This window comes from Pedobacter sp. HMWF019 (assembly GCF_003061025.1).
Classification (GTDB): domain Bacteria; phylum Bacteroidota; class Bacteroidia; order Sphingobacteriales; family Sphingobacteriaceae; genus Pedobacter.
The window spans coordinates 1-19,412 of record NZ_QAIL01000024.1 but is presented as its reverse complement, the minus strand read 5'-3'; the positions used below and the strand labels follow the sequence as shown (position 1 = coordinate 19,412).

Below are 19,412 nucleotides of genomic sequence, written 5' to 3'. Positions count from 1 at the left end.
TAGTTTATAATTTATATATAGCAAAATTAAAGCCAACAAGAGAAGTCCTTGCAGGTGCTTTAATTCCGTTAATGGTCATGAACGTCGGGGAAACAAAAAAAGCCCCAGATTTCTCTGGGGCTTTTGAAGTGGTGTGGGCCGGGATCGAACCGGCGACACAAGGATTTTCAGTCCTTTGCTCTACCGACTGAGCTACCGCACCATTTTGTTTTTGTGTAATTCCCTTCGGTTGGGAGTGCAAATGTAGTTTCTTTTTTTTTAACTCCAAATTTTATTTGAAAAAAAGTTGAAATAAATAGTTGAAGAAATGATTTTAATTGAGAATGAATATACATTACAAAGGGTTAAGTTTCTAAAGGTGAATTATTTAGATGAAAGTTTTTTGGAGAAAAAAAAATAATTTTTTTTTAAAAAAAATTATCTGCTTGCCTCTTTCAGGATCAATATTGCTTTTTCCATTTCTGCCGGGGTTAGGGAGGCGAAGCCAATTCTTAAAGAATTGTAGGAAATTTTATGCGTATTGTATAATTCGCCATCAGAAATCTGTAAACCTTTTATGGCAGCACGTAAAGCGACGTCTCTTAAAAGTAATGAATCTTTAAATTTTACCCAGATGGCCATGCCGCCATCAGGCTTCTGATACTCTACTAAATCTTTCAGATGCCGATCCAGCAAGTTACAGCAATGGTCCCTGCGCTCCAGATAAGTCTTATTTGTTTTTTTTAAATAGCGGCCAATATCACCGTTATTAATGAGTACGGCTAGTGCATCCCCTAGTAGCTGATCGCTTCTAAGGTCTATAAGGCGTCTTCTGTCTCCTGCTTCTTCGATAAAGCCGGAAGGAGCAATCATAAATCCGATCCGTACATTGGCAGATAAGGTTTTGGAAAAGGATCCGATATAGATGATCCTCCCTTCATGCTTGCTGCTTGCCAGTGGAAGATAGGGGGCTGAAGTGTAGTGAAAATCGTAGTCATAATCATCTTCCACAATGGCAAAATTATACCGGGCGGCGAGTTCCAGCAAATGCATACGACGTTCCGGGCTTAACGTAACTGTGGTGGGGTGGTGGTGGTGAGGAATTACGTATAGCATTCTGATCTTGTTTTTTGCACAAAGTTGTTCCACTGCCTGAATGTCCATGCCCTGGCCATCTACAGGAACACGTAAAATCTGTGCCCCAGCCTGTGCAAAAACAGCATTGGCCAGAAAATAACTTGGTTCTGCAACAATGACTTTATCTCCTGTTTTTAAAAGCAGGTTCGCAGCCAGATAGATGCTCATTTGTGCACCCTGGGTAATCATGATATTTGAACTGTCTACATGTAGCCCCCGGGTTTCTGCCAGATAGGGAACCAGGCTTTCTCTGAGAAACAGTGAACCTGTAGCCTGGCCCTGAACCATCTTATTAGAAGAGGCACTTTTTTGCCTGCTGCGGTATTCTCTGAAAAGCAGGTCTAGCGGTGCTAGTCTGGTGTCCGGGAGTCCTTCATTGATCACCAGATCGGGGGCAATGACAGGGGAAACCGGAAACTGAACTTTGTGGGGAGAGCTGTAAAAGGAAACTGCCATTTTTCCTTCATAGCCGGTTTTGGGTTCCTTGTTCCAGGACCTGGCTTTAAGTCCTGGTAAGTTTTGAGCCACCCTGGCGCCCTTTTTAGGTTCTACCTCTATCCAGCTTTGTGCATAAAGTTCGTCGTAGGCGGCAATAATGGTTTTTCTGTGAACATCCAGTAATTTAGCCAGTTCTCTGGTTCCGGGAAGCCTCGCTCCAGGCGTCAGAAGCCCTGAGCTGATCGCGTTTACAAGACCGTTTGATATTTGAAGATACAAGGCAATCGTTGAAGATCTGTCGAGTGAAACAAAGGTTGGAAAAGGTAGCATCTGGACTATTTGGTTTTTAAAAACTGGATGCTAATTTAGTCCATAACAGCGGTAAATTTGAATAAAATATTTAACATCATGTCAAAAAGAAAATCAGTACCTGAATCGGATCCGAAAGCTTATAAAGCGATGCTTGGACTAGAGAAATACCTCAACGAAAGTAGTTTAGATAAAATTCATGCAGAATTGATCAAGATCAGAGTATCTCAAATAAATGGTTGTGCATTTTGTTTAAACATGCATACCAAAGATGCCCGGAATCTTGGAGAAACAGAACAAAGAATCTATTTACTGGACGCCTGGAGAGAAGCTACTTTTTATTCAAAGCAGGAGCGTGCGATTCTGGCCTTGGCAGAAGAAATGACTGTGTTGTCTAAGCATGGGGTGTCTGATGCAGTTTATGACCATGCCCTGGAATTGCTCGGACAGCAATATCTTACAGAAGTGATTATGGCCATCATCACCATCAATTCCTGGAACCGTCTTGGAATTACGACCGGCCTTCATGCAGAATAGCAGGAAGGGTAATACTTAAAGAAGTGGGCGAAAAAATACCCACTTCTTTAATTTTTAAAACATTTCTTTTAAATGTTTATAGTTTGATTTTACGGTTGCAAGGACCTCATCCATTTTTCCGCCCAGGATCATCTTTCCCATGGTTACTGCATATCCTTTCATTTGTTCAAATTCTATTTTTGGTGGCATAGCCAATGCTTCCGGATCTGTAAATACATTGACCAGTACTGGCCCATCGTGCTGGAAAGCCTCTGTTAATGCAATTTTTACCTGATCTGGCTCAGTAACTGTAATTCCTTTGAACCCCATGGCTTGTGCCACTAATGCAAAATCAGGGTTTATCATATCCGTTTCATTATCTGGAAGGCCTGCAACTTCCATTTCCAGTTTCACCATACCCAAAGCCCGATTGTTAAAAACAACTAGTTTAACAGGTAGGTTGTATTGTTTTATGGTGGCAAGATCTCCCAAAAGCATAGATATTCCTCCATCTCCACATAGGGCAATCACTTGTCTGTCTGGATTGGATAAGGCGGCACCTATTGCCATTGGCATGGCATTGGCCATGGACCCGTGATTAAATGAACCCAAGAGCTTTCTCTGTCCGGTAGCATCAATATAGCGCGCACCCCAAACACAGCACATTCCAGTGTCAACCGTGAAGATTGCATCCCTGTTGGCTAGTTCATTGATCACAGAGGCTACAAATTCAGGATGAATAGCTTCTTTTTTGCCATTGTCATTTACATAGGTGAGCAGGTTCTCCTTAACCTTGTCATACAGATGAAGATGAGCTTTAAGGAAACTATCATCACTTTTGACCTGGAGTAAAGGGAAGAGCGCTTTCAGGGTATCTTCTATCTTACCGCATAAACCCATGTCCAGTTTCGCGCGGCGGCCAAGTTTTTCTGGTTTATCATCAATCTGTATGATCTTTTTGTCTGTAGGAATGAAGGGTGCATAAGGAAAGTCTGTGCCCAAAAGGAGTAATACATCGGCTTCGTGCATGCTGTGATAAGCTGCTGGAAGTCCCAGCAAGCCGGTCATGCCCACTTCGTAGGGGTTGTCATACTGAATCCCCATTTTTCCTCTGAAAGAATAACCAATGGGTGCTTTCAGAATGCGGGCCAGTTCGACTACGTCATCATGTGCCGCTTCTGCACCAATTCCGCAGAAGATGGTCACTTTAGATGCCGCGTTCAGGATTTCTGCCAGTTGGCTTAGTTCTCCGTCAGATGGACGGATCACCGGCGTATTCAGGTAATTTTGAGTGGAAGCAACACTTTCTTCTGCAGGAAGGGAAGCCACATCACCAGGAAGTCCAAATACTGCAACACCTTTTTTATGAATGGCGTGCTGTATGGCTGCCTGAAGCATTCTTGCAGCCTGCATAGGAGTATTGGCAATTTGGTTGTAATGACTACAGTCATCAAATAGCCGGATGGTATTTGTCTCCTGGAAATAGTCAGTGCCAAATTCATGGGTTGCACAAGTAGAAGCAATGGCAATAACTGGTACACCAGAACGATGCGCATCGTATAGTCCGTTAATCAGGTGCACATGTCCGGGACCGCTGCTTCCTGCACAACAGGCCAGGCCGTTGAGCTCGGCCTCTGCCGCTGCTGCGAAAGCTCCGGCCTCTTCATTCCGTACGTGTACCCACTTAATGCGGCCGTCTCTTCTGACAGCATCATTCAGTTCATTTAAACTATCACCGGTAACTGCATATATTCTTTTAATGCCATTGCCAGCCAGCATGTCTACAATTTGATCTGCAACCTTTTTACTCATGACTGTATTTTTAAGTGAATATGATTTGTTTTAAACTGTAACGGGATTAACTGGTGCTTTGTTTGCGCCTTGCCCTGTTTCTTTTAGGAACAGGCTAACCACAATGGCCAGTCCAATTCCGGCAATCCAGAATAAGCCGGCAGATTGAAAATGGCCTGTCTTGTCTGTAGCAGCTTCGAGGGTTTTTCCAAAGAACCTGCTGAACAAAGGGCTGAGCAATGTGGTTACTCCAAACGTGATGAAATTGATGGCACCCGTAGCACTGCCTTTTACGTGGTCAGGATTAGATTCTTTGATCACAGAATAAGGGATCATCGCCGCTCCGGAAGCTACACCTAAAGTAAAAGTACTCACAAATGCAGGCACAAGATCAGGAAGGAATAGCAATTGGATCAAACTCAGGATCATTAGCAAGGCACCCCCAATTAAAACGGGTTTACGCCGGCCGATTTTGTCGGTCAGGTAGCCTAAAAGCGGACAACCAAATACCCAGCCCATAGCAACCATTGCACTGGCCAGAGTTGCGGTATGGAAGTCCATGTTCCGGTCTTTTTGAAAAAATGCAACTCCCCATGTCATGGCAAAAATAGTTGTTGGCGCAAAAAGCAATCCAGATATAATGCCACAAAGCCAGGACTGTTTGTTGGAAAATACTACTTTGTAAGGGCTTAAAAATCCCGGCGCATGGAGATCTTTCGATGTCGTATGTTCCTGTCTGTTGTGCGGCGTAATAAGAAGTAATCCGACAGCAACAAGTATGGTGATCAGACCAGTGGCAGTCCAGAAATAGGTTTCATCCATTCCCCTCTCCATCAGTGGGCCTACCACAAACTGACCCGCAGAGCCACCCAGCATACCCAGGCATTGCGTAAAACCTATAGCCGTAGCCAGGGACCTTGGGGAAAAGCCTTTGGTTGCCAGATAGACACAGCCAGGAAAAGCAAAGGCGCAGCCTGCCCCTTGCAGTAACCGGCCGGTGACCCCGGTATAATAGTTGGAAATTACAAAAAGAAGGCAACCCAGGCCAAGAATCAAGGCCCCGGCAAATAATGAATATTTAGCACCAAATCTATCCAGAGCAATACCTGCAATCAGACTGCAGGTAGAGTAAGTGTAATAATAGGTGCCGACAATACTAACCAGTCCAACAGTGGAGACGCCAAAAGCCCCTGAAAGCTGTGGAATCATGACAGCTGGAGAAGAACGTACCACATAATCCAGAAAATAAAATAAGAGTCCGAAAACCCAGGCAATAACATAGTACTTTGTGGGAGAGGCTGTTTTTATAGTGTCCATTTTGGAAGGATTAACTAATCAAGTACTTGCTTATAAGCGTAGTGTCCTTTAATGAACTCATTTAAATATCTACCCTTGGATCCTGCAGCTTTCATCGCTTCATACACATGTCTGGGGACATCCTTGTATTCATAAACCCTTCCCGAAACATAAGTAATCCTTAAAATAGCGCTTTCGGGGATATAACTCATAGATGCAACAACAGAAGAGGGCATACCAAAAGATTCTACGTTAAAAAAGTGTATAAAACTGTGCCAAGCCTGCTGTTTTGAATTTTATTTTTGATTGGGCTTATTTATTTTAATTCCAAATAGTATTTTTGGGGAAACAAATAATTCCCATCAGCTAAATCTAATGAAGAAAAAGGATACCAACTGGGCAAAAACGCGCAAATTTCTAAATGATGTCCATTTATGGATTGGGCTCGCTATAGGGTTGATTGTGCTGGTCGTTTGTTTCTGCGGAACGATCTATGTATTTAACGATGAGATCCGGGAAGCTGCGACACCAGAATTGTATAGGGTTGAACAAAAGGCAGGTCAGCATGTCCTGTCTGCTGAACAGTTATTGGCTGCAGTGGAAACAGCAAGTAAAGGAAAGGTTGTTTCCCTAAGGGTACCTGCTGATGCCGGACGCTCCTGGCAGTTTGGTGTAAGAAAAAAAGAAGGGGATAAGAAAAAAGGGGAACATAAAAGAGCAGATAAGCCTGAGGGTAAAGAAAAGGGGAAAGCTAAACCTGTTGTCTATTATGTGAATCCCTATACCGCCCAGATACTGGGCAATTCAAAAGAAGTTAGATCAGTAACGGTTAATTTCATGACGACTATTTTCAGTTTGCACAGATGGTTGTTGCTGGATAAAATTGAGAAGCCAATTTTTGGGGAATTGGATAACCGTAAACTAGGGGGATACATTACTGGAGTTTCGGCTATTCTCTTTACCATAGGTGTGCTTTCGGGAATCGCACTTTGGGTACCCAGGAAAATCAAATCCTGGAAACAGGGTTTTAAGGTAAAAACCAGTGGAAGCTGGAAAAGAACCAACCACGACTTACACAATACCCTTGGATTTTATGCTTGTATTTTCCTTTTTTGTATGGGCTCTACAGGTCCGCAATGGGGCTTTGACTGGTACAGAACCGGGTTAAGGAAAATGCTTGGAACCTATGCCCAGGAAAAGGAAAAAGAAAAAAGAGGACCTCAATCGGTGGTTCCTGCTGGAGCGGCAGAAAAACCCCTGATCGCAGACTACCTTCATGCCGCATCTACGGTATTGGATTATCCTGGAGACTACCTGCTGAATCTCCCTGCAGATTCCAGTGCCGCATTGAATATCAGTAAAACAAAGATTGGCTTCTTTGCGCCTGCAGCAGCCGACCGTATTGTGATGGATCAATATACAGCAAAAGTGATAAAAACAGAACGCTTTGCTGATCTGCCTTTTAACCAGCGTGTTTCCGGGTCGATAAAAGCGATTCACACCGGGGAACTGTACGGAATGTTTACGAAGATTATTTATTTCTTTGCCTGCCTGATTGCGACCAGTTTGCCTGTTACAGGCACACTGATCTGGGTGAACAAGATGAAGAAGTCAAAATCTAAAAAAGCAGTGCCTGTACGTAAACATTTTGAGCCTGCAGTTATCTAAGGTGAAGCAAGCTTTGCATAGAGATTTGACGGCCGGAGCGTTTGGTTTTGTAGACCACGAATAGTCCGGTTGCACAAAGACCAATTAAGCCCGCGAGACAAACTGCCAGTCTTGGTCCAAAGGCTTGTGCTGTCCATCCAATGATCAAACTTCCAATCGGGATCATCCCTTGATAGGCCATAATATAATAGCTGATGGCCCGTGCCCTCATAGCTGGGATGGTATGTGTTTGTATATACGTGTTGATTGCTGAAGTCTGTGCCATCATTCCAAGGCCGCTAAAGGTCATAAAAACCAAGGCCAGCGATAAAATTCCTGAATAGGCCAAAAGAATCAGGCTGAGGCCAAATACGGTACTGGCAATCACCATGATCCGCATTAAAGGTTTCGCAGATCTTAAATTTGCCAGGTACATGGCGCTGATCACGGAGCCCAGCCCTGCTGCACTTTCGAACCAGCTGAATGTGCCTGCATTTCCATGAAACAGATCTTTAGCGAAGATCGGCATGAGGGTATTGAAGGGGATGACGAACAAGCTGCTTACCCCAATCATCAAGATCATGCTGCTCAGTTGACGGTCACCCGATACATATTTAAAACCTTCTTCCAGCTCTACCCAGATGCTTTTTTGTGGCCTCTCGGTCACACTAAGGTTCAGTTTCATCATAAACATACATGCCAGTACTGGGATGTAGCTCAGGAAGTTGCCAATAAAACAAATGTCTTCACCGAAAGTACTGAGGATAACCCCGGCAAAAGCAGGCCCTACAATACGGGCCATATTGGACATGGTCGAATTAAGTGCTATGGCATTTGGAAGATCTTCTTTTTGATCTACCATTTCAACCATTAAAGATTGCCTGCAGGTTACATCAAAGGCATTGATAATTCCTTGTACCAAACTTAGAAAGATAATACATGGGATATTATAAAACTTAAAGAAAATGATTGCAGCCAGTGCACCAGCCTGGAGCATGGAGATCACCTGGGTAATCACCAGGATTTTATAACGGTTGTGTCTGTCTATTAAACTCCCTGCATAAGGGGAAAGGATAAGAGAGGGGATAAGACTGGCAAAAGCCACCAGACCAAGTAAAAGAGCGGATCCCGTTAAGCGGTATACCAGCCAGCTTACCGCTGTTTTTTGCATCCATGTTCCTATTAATGAAATGCTTTGGCCATAAAAAAAGAGTTTGAAATTACGGTACTTTAAAGATCTAAATATATTCATGTTTCACAGGTGTCTTAAAGACATTACAAATTTCGGCATAAACAATCGAGTTGTAAAATTGATTGTTTTAATGATTTTGATTAATTTTAACGATTAATTATGGAGATCAGACAACTGAATTATTTTGTAAAAGCGGCAGAATACCTTCATTTTACGGAAGCTGCGGCAGCTTGTTTTGTAACCCAGTCTACTTTATCACAGCAGATCAAACAGCTGGAAGAGGAGTTGGGAATGTTGCTCTTTGACCGGATTGGAAAACATGTCCGGCTTACGGAAGCAGGGGGTGTTTTTCTGTTGCATGCCAAAAAGATACTACAGGATGTAAAGCGATCAAAGCAAGCCATCAATGAACTCAATAACCTGGAGGCGGGTGATCTGAAGATCGGAGTAACCTACGCTTTCAGTTCTATGGTCCTGCCAGCACTTTCTCCCTTCTCTTCCAAGTATCCGGGAATTAAGATTTTTATTGAGTACGGTACACCCGAGTTACTGGAGTTAAAACTCAAAGCTGCAGAATTGGATATTATTTTAACCTTTCATGAAGAATCTGATAATGAAGGGCTCGAAATGCAGCCCCTTTTTTCATCCAGGATCATGATGGTGGTCTCCAGGAAAAATCCCCTGGCCTCGCTTAAAAAAATCTCTGTAAATGAACTGGCAACATTGGAACTGATCCTTCCCGGCAAGGGCTTCAGCTCCCGGGATTATGTGAATGAATTGTTTAATAAGAAAAACATTGAGCCTAAAATCAGGATAGAGATGAATGAGGTTAACTCCCTGCTCACCCTGGTTGAAAGTACTTCCTGGGTCACGATATTAAACGAAAAAGCGATTTTAACCTGGGACAGCCTGATCGCTATTCCTATTGCCGGTAAAGAACGGTATAAACAAGCCTTTATCTTATGGCAAAAAGGGGTATACAAGAAAAAAGCAGCTACGCTGTTCCTGGAAGAACTGGGTAAAATCTTGTGGTGAAATTAATCTTTGGTATTATAACAGTAACGGCATCTTGGCTCGTAGCTTTCCTTTTCTCCAAGTAATACCCTGGCCTCGCTGGCTACTTTCCGGTAAGAGTACATAGCCGGGCTACCACAGCATACACATACTGCGTGTACCTTGGTCACTATTTCAGCAATGGCCATTAAGGCTGGCATCGGTCCGAAAGGCTTACCCGAAAAGTCCATATCCAGACCAGCAACAATTACACGGATGCCTTTGGCGGCTAATTTATTACAGACTTCAGGAAGATCTTCATCAAAGAACTGTGCTTCGTCAATCCCAACCACCTGGGTATCGGCATTCAGGAAAAGAATAGCTGAAGAGTTGTCAACAGGGGTAGACTGTACGGAATTCAGGTCATGGGAAACCACGGCGGTTTCATCATAACGGATATCGGTTTTAGGTTTAAAGATCTCTACCTTTAATTTTGCAATTTCTGCCCTTTTAAGCCTTCTGATGAGCTCTTCTGTCTTTCCGGAAAACATAGAGCCGCAAATTACTTCAATGCTCCCACGGTATGCTCCCCTGCTGTAATTTTGTTCGCTGAATAACATCTTGTCTGTTGAATCTTTAGAGCCGGCTAATATCGAAATTTTGTAGTACTTTTGAATGTCAAGTTACCAACATAAAACAGCCATTTTACCGTTATTAATCTATGATGAACCAAGAGGATCTTTTTAAAAAAATCGGACTGATACTTTCAGAACTTCAGGAGCAATACCAGTTTTTAGCTCAAAACCCTCAAAATCTCAACGAATTAGAGTTGGAGTTATTTCTGGCTAATGCTAATTTCTTAACTGACCATGTACAGATTGTGAGAAAGGCAAATCATGCTGCAGCAGCTAAAATACAGCCGGAACCTGAGGTACAACATGAGGAAGTTATCGCAGAGCAGCCAGTAGTTGTTCCTGCAAAAGCAGAGGAAGCCGAAGAAATTCCTGTTGCCCTTCGGAAAGAGGAAGAAGATTCGATTGAAGTTCCTTATCTGCAGGAGGAAGTGCCTGTAGCAGTAACTCCTCCAACGGCTGTGTTGAACGAAGAGATATTTAAATTAGATAAAGACCCTGCTACTTTTGAATTTATTTTAAGCGAGCATCCGATATCTGATAAGTTCGAATTCGAAGAGAGGGAGGTTGGTGATATTTTTGACAGACCTTTAAGTGAAGAAGAGCAGCGCATCATTGCTCAGAAGCAAAAACTCAGAGAGAAGAAAGAAGAAGAAGCTGCTGCTCCCGAAGAAGAGGATGAAGTGGGGCCGGAACCTTTTCTTGTAGATAATGAAGACAAAATTGTTGAGGAAATTCCGGTTCAGAACATCGTGGAGACTCCAATACCTCCAGTGAAGGAAAGTATACAACAGCAAGACTTATTTAAAGAAGATATAGCGGAGCGGAACCAACAGCCGGTGCAAAACACCATTCCTGATGCGCCGGTGAAACCTACATTGAACGAACTACTGGGTGGCGGTATGAAATCAGAGCCTGCCAAGGCAGAAGTTGCAGATCTGAAGCAAGCCATTAGTCTGAACGATAAATTGCTTTATATTAAGGATCTTTTTAACGGATATAACCTGGCTTATGCTGAAGTTATTGATCTGGTCAATAAGATGCCCGACTTTAAAACAGCAGATGCCTTTCTGCAGAATAACTATGCGGTAAAGAACGACTGGAAGTCGAAACAGGCTACCGTAGATCGTTTTTATGAGTTACTGAACAGACGTTTCCCTGCTAAATAAAGCCCATCCGGTTAGAATCCAGTTTCAGAAAAATAAAAATCAATACCGTAAAACTCCACAGGGAAGAACCTCCATAACTAATGAGGGGTAGGGGGATTCCTATAACCGGCATTAAGCCTATAGCCATGCCGATGTTTATAAATACGTGGAAAAAGATAATACAGGCCATACTGTACCCATATACCCTGGAAAACACAGATCGCTGTCGTTCGGCAATATTGACCACCCTGACCAGCAAGAAGACATACAAACCAATCACGACAAAACATCCGGCAAAACCCCATTCCTCGCCAATAGTGGAGAAAATAAAGTCAGTGCTCTGTTCCGGTACATAACCATACTTGGTCTGTGTACCCAGTAAAAACCCTCTGCCCAGTACCTGACCCGAACCTATAGCAATTTTACTCTGGTTCACATTATAACCTGCACCTTTAGGGTCTGTTTTAAGTCCGAGGATCAATTCTATACGTGTGCGCTGATGAGGCTGCAGCACCTTTTCAAACAAGATCTTAGCTACAAACAGATAGCCTATAGCAGAAATCGTGATCACCGTAATCATGATCATCCTTTGCATTTTCTTTCTGTTGAAATACACAAAAAGCCCTCCCAATATCAGGATGGAAGAGATCAGGATAACGGGCTGAAGATAAAGATTCAGGATAAATAAAACCACGGCACCCCAGAAAATAACGAGTAAATAGCCTGGCAAACCTTCTCTGTACAAAGGGAACATAAAAGAAAGGAAAACCAATGTTGATCCTGCATCTGGCTGGAGCATGATCAATGCCATTGGCAAGAGAATAATGGCAGCTGCAATAAGTATGGATTTTAAATTGGTCAGCTTAGGATTAAAAGAGCTGATGTATCTGGCCAGCAAGAGTGCTGTACCAAATTTAGCAAACTCAGATGGTTGTAAACGGAAGGAGCCCAGTGGAATCCAGGCCTGGTTCCCTCCAACGTTCCGTCCAACCACCAGTACCACCAGAAGCAGGAACATGGTGATTCCATAGATCACCGGGGCAAATATGCTGAAGAATTTGGCATCCATCAATAAAATAGAGAAGCCCAGAATCAGACCAGATCCAATAAAGATGAGCTGTTTCCCATAGTTACTGTTGAAATTGAACACATCACTTATTTCAGGATTGTATTTAGAAGCGTAAATATTTACAAAACCCACAGCACAGAGTGCAATATAAATCAGGATGGTTACCCAATCTACATTAAAAAAGAATCTGTTGCTTTGCTGCGGATTGATCATGGTGTAGCTGCTGTATTTTTAGTGTTAAGGGCCGTATTACTTTGGGGTGCAGTGGCCGGAACTGATGGCTGTTTTCCGGCAGAGTCGGCATTTTTTGGAAGAACCTTGATCTTTGGCTTTGGCAGTTCTGGTAGGGCACTTATTTTTTTCATCGCCTCTGCTTTTTCTGCTCTTCCGGCAGAAATGGTACCTGTCAGATATTTTTCTGTTAAGTAACTGGCAATCGGGGCCGCATAAGTACCACCGTAACCTGCATTTTCTACAATAACAGCAATGGCAATTTTTGGATTATCCCTCGGGGCGAAACCAATAAATACCGAGTGGTTCTTTCCATGCGGGTTCTGTACTGTTCCGGTCTTTCCGCACATCATGATATTAGGGATCCTTGAGGCGTTGGCTGTTCCCCAAGGTGCATTTACCGCATCCTGCATACCATCAATAACGGGTTCAAAATGGGCAGCATCCACATCTACATAGTTCTTCTGAACATAATCCTTTTTAATGACCTTTCTGTCGCCAATGGATTTGATCAGATGGGGTTTGATATAATAGCCCTTGTTGGCAATAATAGCCATAATATTTGCCATCTGTAAAGGTGTTGCACTCATTTCACCCTGTCCAATGGCCAGGGAGATCACTGTGGTGTATTGCCAGTACTTGCCAAACCTTTTTGTATATTGATCTGAAGTAAACAAGGTCCCTTTACGTTCAAAAGGCATATCTATGTCCAGTTTCTGCCCTAAACCGAATTTCCTCACCTTGGCTTGCCATTCGTCATAGGCCTGTTTCTGATTTTTAAAACGGCTTTGCGTCATCAGTTTCTGAAATACATGGCAGGCATACACGTTACAGGAACGGGCCAAACCCCTTCTTAAACTGATGTTGCCATCTACATGTTCACATTTTACAGGATGGTTACCAGCCCAGTAAACTCCCGGGCAATTAAAAGTCATATCCGGGGTAATTACGCCTTCCTGCAGGGCAATCAAGTCATCCAAAGGCTTAAAGGAAGAGCCTGGTGAGTAATAGCCTGAAATTGGTCTGACCAGGAATGGACGGTTGGGCTGTCCAAAAATATCCATATAGTTGTTGCCTTGCTGCCGACCCACCATGCGGTTTGGGTCATACCCGGGGCTACTCACAAAAGCAAGAACTTCACCGGTAGAAGGCTCTATGGCCACAATACTTCCAACCTTATTGGTCATCAGTTGCTCACCCAGTTTCTGGATATCAATATCCAGGGATGAAACGACCTTTTCTCCGGATTTGGCCAGGGTATCGAATTTGCCTTCAAGATAACTGCCCTGGGGCACGTTCCTGGCATCATACAACATATTGATCACCCCGCGTTCTCCACGCAGTGCATCGTTGTATTGCTTTTCAACGCCAGCTTTTCCAATATAATCACCTGGGCGGTAATAGCCATCGTTGTCGTCTATGTCCTTTTGGGTTACCTCTTTTACATAGCCAAAAAATTGTCCGGCAACGCTATCGGGATAATGTCTCACCGTTCTTCCCTGAACAAAAAAGCCAGGAAAGCGGGAAAGTTTTTCCTGCAGAGCTGCATAAGTTTGAACAGACAATTGCTTTTCGAAGGTTGAAGGCTGGTAGCGGGATTGCACGGTCGCTTTATGAAAACGTTTTCTAAAGCCCGGCATATCAATGCCAATCAGATTACAGAATTCCAGTGTATCAAATTCTTTAACCTGGTTAGGGATTACGAGTAAATCATATACCGGTTCATTTTGTACCAATACTTTACCTTTCCGGTCAAAGATCACTCCGCGGGCAGGGAAGGTATAGATTTTCTTGAGTACATTGTTATTGGATAAAAGGAAATACTTATCGCTAAGCACTTGCATATAAAACAGTTTGCCGATCAGGACAAGGGCAAGGACAATGAAAATCCCCTGTAATACGTATTTACGGCTAAACAGGTTATCCATTAGCGTTGCCTCCTGTTATAGAATAAGAATTCGATGAGTATGATCAGCAGCCAGGTAAAAGCCCCGCTCATTAAACAGCGCAGCAGGGTATAAGAAAGCTCCGCAGGTTTGAAAGATTCCAGTACAAAAAGGACCAGGTGATGAGAAAATATACACAGTAAGGCATACAGGGAGAACCACTTAAATCCCATATTGCCTAAACTAGGCTCGGGTTCATCGAAGCCATCTCTGTTAACACTGATTGAGATGAATGTAATTCGTACAAAGGTTAGTGCTACGCATGCTGCTGCATGAACGCCTAGCGTATCGTAAAAAGCATCCAGAGTCAGCCCGGTACCAAGAGCAATCAGATATAAGATCAGATTCGGGACGCCAAAGGGAAGCAGGAGTAGGAATAAAACGTAAACGAAAGGTGTAGCCAGGTTGTAAAAGCTCAAATTTCTTAACAGAAGAATCTGGATGAAAAGGAGGATAAACCACCTCAGTATGTTGATCAGGACTAATCTGCTATTCATTTGGTAATTTTGATTCTAAAGCTTTTTGCTCTTCGGCAAATTTATCTTTTATAACGTAAACATACTGTAAGGTACTAAAATCGTTAAAAAGATTGATTTCAATTGTTAAAAAATTATCTCCTGTGGCAATGCCGGCATTGCTTACCCGGCCAACAGGAATGCCAGGAGGAAAAGAACCGAAACCTGAAGTTACAATCGTATCACCCAGATTTATCTTAAAATGGTTAGGAATATCCTTGATATAGGCTTTCTGATAATTGAAGTTTTTCTCTCCCCAAACCAGGGAACCCAGCGCATTGTTCTTTTTAGTTGTAACACTGATCTTGGTGTCTTTGTGAAGTAAAGATTGTATGGTAGCCAGGTGATCAGACACATCGCGGATAAAGCCAACAACACCCTTTTGAGGTGAAATAACGGCCATGTCCTTTTTAATGCCATCCAGGCTTCCTTTATTAATGGTGATGACGTTATTTCTAAGCGTTATCGAATTCTTAATGACCCTTGCTGCAAGATAAGTATACTGCTGGTGTGTAGTAGTATCTTTAACCGTGGTGTTTTTGGCACTGTCTATATTCTTCATCTTCAGGAGCTGGCTATATAGCTTGGCGTTTTCATTTGCTAAACTATCGTTTACCTGCCCCAGGTTCATATATCTTTTGAATACGTTCAGTTTCTCATAGGCCTGTCCAACCACTTCATTTGTAGAATTCAGGGTTACACTTCGCTGGTAAGCATTGTTCTTAACAGTAAGAACAATGCCTATGGTAAAAAAGATGATAAATAAGAAAAATGCGTTATATCTGTTTATAAAGATCCAAAGGTTACGCATATTTTTCTACGATGTGATTACATCAATCTTTATTGCATTAAAAATTTAAATCCACCGATGTTTTTAAGTGCGATACCGGTTCCACGCACTACTGCTCTTAGCGGATCTTCAGCAACGTGAACAGGCAGTTTAGTTTTTGCTGCAACACGTTTATCCAGCCCGCGCAATAATGCACCACCACCAGTCAGGTAAATACCTGTCTGGTAAATATCGGCCGAAAGTTCCGGAGGCGTAATCTCCAGGGCTTTAAGGATCGCCTCTTCAATTTTAGAAATAGATTTGTCTAAACAGTGTGCAATTTCTGTATAAGAAACGGTAATCTGTTTAGGTACACCTGTCATCAGGTCCCTTCCCTGTACTGCAAAATCTGCAGGTGGGTCCTGTAATTCAGGTAAAGCTGCACCAACTTCTATTTTGATCTTTTCTGCAGTACGGTCACCAATCATAATGTTGTGCTGACGGCGAATGTAATTCACAATATCAGAGTCAAAATTATCTCCGGCAACACGGATGGACTGATCGCAAACGATACCCGAAAGTGCAATTACTGCGATCTCAGTTGTTCCACCACCAATATCAATGATCATGTTACCCATAGGCTCCTCTACATCGATTCCAATACCTACCGCAGCGGCCATAGGCTCATGGATCAGGTATACTTCTTTAGCTCCGGCAATTTCAGCAGAGTCACGTACGGCACGTTTCTCTACTTCAGTAATACCTGAAGGAATACAGATCACCATTCTTAACGAAGGGAACATCCAGCCTTTACCACCGTTCAACATTCTGATCATACCTTTGATCATGGCTTCTGCGGCATTAAAATCAGCAATAACACCATCTTTTAAAGGTCTAACCGTACGGATGTTATCGTGGGTTTTACCTTCCATCTGCATGGCTTGCCTTCCTATAGCTATAATTTTGTTTGTTTGTCTGTCAAATGCAACGATAGAAGGTTCATCAACAACCACTTTATCGTTATGTATAATCAGGGTATTAGCGGTGCCCAAATCGATAGCAACCTCTTGTGTAAACCAGTTAAATAAACCCATTTATAGGTGATAATTATAATTTAAAAAAAATCTGTGTATTATACTAATGTAAAACTACGTCTTTTTATTGTATTTGGGGATAAAAAAATTAGTGTTTAAAATGTCTTACACCCGTAGTAACCATTGCAATACCTTTCTCATTGGCTTTATTAACGGAGTCTGCATCTTTAATCGATCCACCTGGCTGTAAAACGGCTGTAATCCCTGCATCTGCAGCAATTTCAACACAGTCAGGGAATGGGAAGAATGCATCTGAGGCCATTACTGCACCTTGTAAACTGAAACCGAAAGCTTCTGCTTTAACAATAGCTTGCTTAAGGGCGTCTACTCTTGAGGTTTGTCCTACACCACTGGCAATCAGGCAATCGTTCTTTACAAAAACAATGGTGTTAGACTTGGTGTGTTTTACAATTTTATTGGCGAAGAACAGGTCTTTTAATTCCTGTGCTGTTGCTGTTTTCTCTGTTACAGCAGTCATTTGTTCAGGACCTTCGATCACCAGATCTTTATCTTGCTCAATGACACCGTTTAAAAGTGTTTTAAATTGTTTATTAGAAAGTTCTACGTCATTTCTTTGCAGGATAACGCGGTTCTTTTTCGCTTTAAATAATTCTACAGCTTCAGGCTGATAAGAAGGGGCAATCAGTACTTCGAAGAACAACTTGTTGATTTCTGTAGCGGTAGCCAAATCAATTTCGCGGTTGGCAATCAGTACTCCTCCAAAGGCAGAAACAGGGTCGCAAGCCAGGGCATCTATCCAGGCATTTAAAATGGTTGGTCTTGAAGCGAGGCCGCAAGCATTGGTGTGTTTCAGGATCGCTACAGTGGGCTCCTGGAATTCATCAATTAAAGCTACAGCTGCGTCTACGTCTACCAGGTTGTTGTAAGAAAGTTCTTTACCATTCAGTTTGGTGAACATTTCATCCAGATTGCCATAGAATACGCCTTGCTGATGCGGATTTTCTCCATAACGCAGGGTTTGCGCAGTATTGATACTTTGTTTAAATACATTCAGGGGTTCTTCGTTATTAAAATAATTGAAGATGGCTGTATCGTAATGCGAAGAGGTATGGAAAGCTTTCTTAGCATAAGCTTTACGCTGCGCTAAAGTGGTTTCTCCGTTTTGCTCTTCCAATTGTGTTTGAAGGGTTGCGTAATCGTCCTTAGAGGCTAAGATCACAACATCATTAAAGTTTTTGGCTGCAGCCCTGATGAGTGAAATACCGCCAATATCAATTTTTTCAATGATGTCTGTTTCAGAACCACCGCCTTTTACTGTTTCTTCAAAGGGATAAAGATCTACAATAACCAGATCGATCTCAGGAATCTCATATTGTTCAATCTGTGCTTTATCGTCATTCAGGTTTCTCCTGTTCAGGATACCACCAAAAACTTTCGGGTGCAGGGTTTTTACACGACCGCCCAGAATAGAAGGATAACCTGTAAGGTCTTCTACTGCGGTAACAGGCAGGTTTAGGTCTTTTATAAACTGTTCTGTGCCTCCGGTGGAGAATAATTGAACACCTTGTTGCGCAAGCAGGCGAACTAAAGGTTCTAAACCGTCTTTGTAATAAACTGAAATTAAAGCGTTTTTGATCTTTATTGAATGGCTCATCAGAGAAAAATTTTGAGCCGCAAAATTAGGATTTTTAAGCGATAATTTTTTAAGAGAATTTAATAAAAATAATTACTTTCTGATCTTTTTTAAAATAGACTCCACAACACGGGGATAATGAAGGTGTTCTAGCTGCTGACCTTTGAATTTAATCATCTCCAGATTGTCATCTTTATCAATGCGGTATTTAGCTTGATAAATGTATTCACCTTCGTCATAATGTTCATTCACATAATGAATCGTAATCCCACCTTCTGGTTCTTTGGCTTCCATTACTGCCAGGTGAACATGATCTCCATACATGCCTTTTCCTCCAAATTTTGGCAGAATGGCGGGGTGGATGTTCACAATTCTCCCCGGATATTCGTGAATCAGGCTTTTAGGAATGAGCCATAGGAATCCTGCAAGAACGATGAGGTCTATGTCCAGGTTTTTAAGCAGTTCAACTATATGATCTGTTTTGTAGAATTCATTCTTGTCAAAAATATGACTTGGAATTTCAAAATTGTCGGCGCGTTGTAATACGTAGGCATCTGGATTATTAGTGAGTACAAGGGCAATTTCCACTTCTGGACTGTTTTTGAAGTGTTCCATCAATTTTTGAGCATTAGAGCCCGAGCCTGAGGCGAATATTGCAACGCGTTTTTTCATAGGTGTGTATTTGTTCTGGTGTTCAAGCTGGCTGAGCAGGTTTTCATCACTGTGTATGTGTTTTCTGAACCAAAAATAGCATTTTAACTGTTTAGATTAAAATTAAGAGCTATCAAAAGGGACATGAGGGGGGATTGTGTCGGAAAATTTTATACGACTGTTTCAAGGCTAAGGATATCAGGCGGCTGAAAAAGCTGCAGATCTCTGAGGCCTTTCCGCAGCGTACGGAAATTTTCCGTAGCAAATTGCAGAGGGAGAGAGGCCAGGCATGGAGCAGAGGAGGGGTTGAAATGTTTTTCAGGCCTGTTAAGTTGTTGCCTGAATTCTAAGCTTAGGTTGTATTTGAATAGATCACAGTTCATTTATTTATATCTTCAGGCCAAAGTTTATTTCAAATAAAAAATATATGCTGATTTTTCTATCTTAATACGCTGAATATATTGA

The 19,412-nt window shown here is 42.4% G+C and carries 17 protein-coding genes and 1 tRNA gene; 4 read left to right on the top strand and 14 right to left on the bottom strand.

The features are described from left to right. Positions 1-129 precede the first annotated feature (129 nt). Positions 130-202: transfer RNA gene (locus DBR11_RS01270), tRNA-Phe, on the bottom strand. Positions 203-417: 215 nt separating this feature from the next. Beyond that, positions 418-1,884: a PLP-dependent aminotransferase family protein gene (locus DBR11_RS01265; RefSeq protein ID WP_108549793.1), complete on the bottom strand. Its 1,467-nt coding sequence runs from the start codon at positions 1,882-1,884 to the stop codon at positions 418-420. A 78-nt stretch (positions 1,885-1,962) separates the two neighbouring features. Between DBR11_RS01265 and DBR11_RS01260 the strand changes: the two genes are divergently transcribed. Beyond that, the gene (locus DBR11_RS01260; RefSeq protein ID WP_108549792.1) at positions 1,963-2,400 is read left to right on the top strand and encodes a carboxymuconolactone decarboxylase family protein; all 438 of its coding nucleotides are present in this window, start codon (positions 1,963-1,965) and stop codon (positions 2,398-2,400) included. A gap of 54 nt (positions 2,401-2,454) precedes the next feature. On the opposite strand, the gene DBR11_RS01255 is transcribed toward DBR11_RS01260, so the two are convergent. The 3 genes from DBR11_RS01255 to DBR11_RS01245 are packed head-to-tail and all read right to left on the bottom strand — an operon-like array spanning position 2,455 to position 5,702. Next, positions 2,455-4,191: a thiamine pyrophosphate-dependent enzyme gene (locus DBR11_RS01255; RefSeq protein WP_108549791.1), complete on the bottom strand. Its 1,737-nt coding sequence runs from the start codon at positions 4,189-4,191 to the stop codon at positions 2,455-2,457. 30 nt (positions 4,192-4,221) lie between these two features. Continuing rightward, on the bottom strand, positions 4,222-5,487 hold the full coding sequence (locus tag DBR11_RS01250; protein WP_108549790.1) for an MFS transporter: 1,266 nt from the start codon (positions 5,485-5,487) through the stop codon (positions 4,222-4,224). A gap of 14 nt (positions 5,488-5,501) precedes the next feature. Beyond that, positions 5,502-5,702: a KTSC domain-containing protein gene (locus DBR11_RS01245; RefSeq protein ID WP_108549789.1), complete on the bottom strand. Its 201-nt coding sequence runs from the start codon at positions 5,700-5,702 to the stop codon at positions 5,502-5,504. 139 nt (positions 5,703-5,841) lie between these two features. On the opposite strand from DBR11_RS01245, the gene DBR11_RS01240 reads away from it, so the two are divergent. Then, positions 5,842-7,134, top strand: coding sequence for a PepSY domain-containing protein (locus tag DBR11_RS01240; protein ID WP_108549788.1), 1,293 nt, complete (start codon positions 5,842-5,844; stop codon positions 7,132-7,134). Here DBR11_RS01240 and DBR11_RS01235 read toward each other — a convergent pair. Then, the gene (locus DBR11_RS01235; protein WP_199233735.1) at positions 7,127-8,365 is read right to left on the bottom strand and encodes an MFS transporter; all 1,239 of its coding nucleotides are present in this window, start codon (positions 8,363-8,365) and stop codon (positions 7,127-7,129) included. The two genes, DBR11_RS01240 and DBR11_RS01235, sit on opposite strands and share 8 nt — an antisense overlap. Positions 8,366-8,464: 99 nt before the next feature. Here DBR11_RS01235 and DBR11_RS01230 point away from each other — a divergent pair, with 99 nt between their 5' ends. Beyond that, positions 8,465-9,340: a LysR substrate-binding domain-containing protein gene (locus DBR11_RS01230; protein WP_108549787.1), complete on the top strand. Its 876-nt coding sequence runs from the start codon at positions 8,465-8,467 to the stop codon at positions 9,338-9,340. 2 nt (positions 9,341-9,342) lie between these two features. On the opposite strand, the gene DBR11_RS01225 is transcribed toward DBR11_RS01230, so the two are convergent. Beyond that, on the bottom strand, positions 9,343-9,918 hold the full coding sequence (locus DBR11_RS01225; RefSeq protein ID WP_108549786.1) for a thymidine kinase: 576 nt from the start codon (positions 9,916-9,918) through the stop codon (positions 9,343-9,345). Positions 9,919-10,019: 101 nt separating this feature from the next. Between DBR11_RS01225 and DBR11_RS01220 the strand changes: the two genes are divergently transcribed. Continuing rightward, entirely contained in the window at positions 10,020-11,099 is a 1,080-nt protein-coding gene (locus DBR11_RS01220; RefSeq protein ID WP_146186435.1) for a hypothetical protein, read from the top strand. Here DBR11_RS01220 and rodA read toward each other — a convergent pair. From rodA to DBR11_RS01185, 7 genes are all read right to left on the bottom strand, one after another. After that, the gene (rodA, locus tag DBR11_RS01215; RefSeq protein WP_369974411.1) at positions 11,092-12,357 is read right to left on the bottom strand and encodes a rod shape-determining protein RodA; all 1,266 of its coding nucleotides are present in this window, start codon (positions 12,355-12,357) and stop codon (positions 11,092-11,094) included. The genes DBR11_RS01220 and rodA overlap by 8 nt on opposite strands. Then, complete coding sequence (gene mrdA / locus DBR11_RS01210) at positions 12,357-14,306, bottom strand: penicillin-binding protein 2 (protein WP_108549783.1); 1,950 nt, start codon at positions 14,304-14,306, stop codon at positions 12,357-12,359. The genes rodA and mrdA overlap by 1 nt, the downstream gene beginning before the upstream one ends. After that, positions 14,306-14,821, bottom strand: a complete 516-nt coding sequence (locus DBR11_RS01205) for a rod shape-determining protein MreD (RefSeq protein ID WP_108549782.1) — start codon at positions 14,819-14,821, stop codon at positions 14,306-14,308. Before DBR11_RS01205 ends, mrdA begins: the two co-directional genes overlap by 1 nt. Then, entirely contained in the window at positions 14,814-15,650 is an 837-nt protein-coding gene (gene mreC, locus DBR11_RS01200) for a rod shape-determining protein MreC (protein WP_108549781.1), read from the bottom strand. Before mreC ends, DBR11_RS01205 begins: the two co-directional genes overlap by 8 nt. A gap of 29 nt (positions 15,651-15,679) precedes the next feature. Next, positions 15,680-16,702: a rod shape-determining protein gene (locus tag DBR11_RS01195; protein ID WP_048907325.1), complete on the bottom strand. Its 1,023-nt coding sequence runs from the start codon at positions 16,700-16,702 to the stop codon at positions 15,680-15,682. Positions 16,703-16,790: 88 nt separating this feature from the next. Next, on the bottom strand, positions 16,791-18,317 hold the full coding sequence (purH, locus tag DBR11_RS01190) for a bifunctional phosphoribosylaminoimidazolecarboxamide formyltransferase/IMP cyclohydrolase (RefSeq protein ID WP_108549780.1): 1,527 nt from the start codon (positions 18,315-18,317) through the stop codon (positions 16,791-16,793). A gap of 72 nt (positions 18,318-18,389) precedes the next feature. Further along, positions 18,390-18,968 carry a phosphoribosylglycinamide formyltransferase gene (locus tag DBR11_RS01185; RefSeq protein ID WP_108549779.1) on the bottom strand — a complete coding sequence of 193 codons (579 nt, stop codon included), beginning with the start codon at positions 18,966-18,968 and terminating at the stop codon, positions 18,390-18,392. Positions 18,969-19,412: the final 444 nt, after the last annotated feature.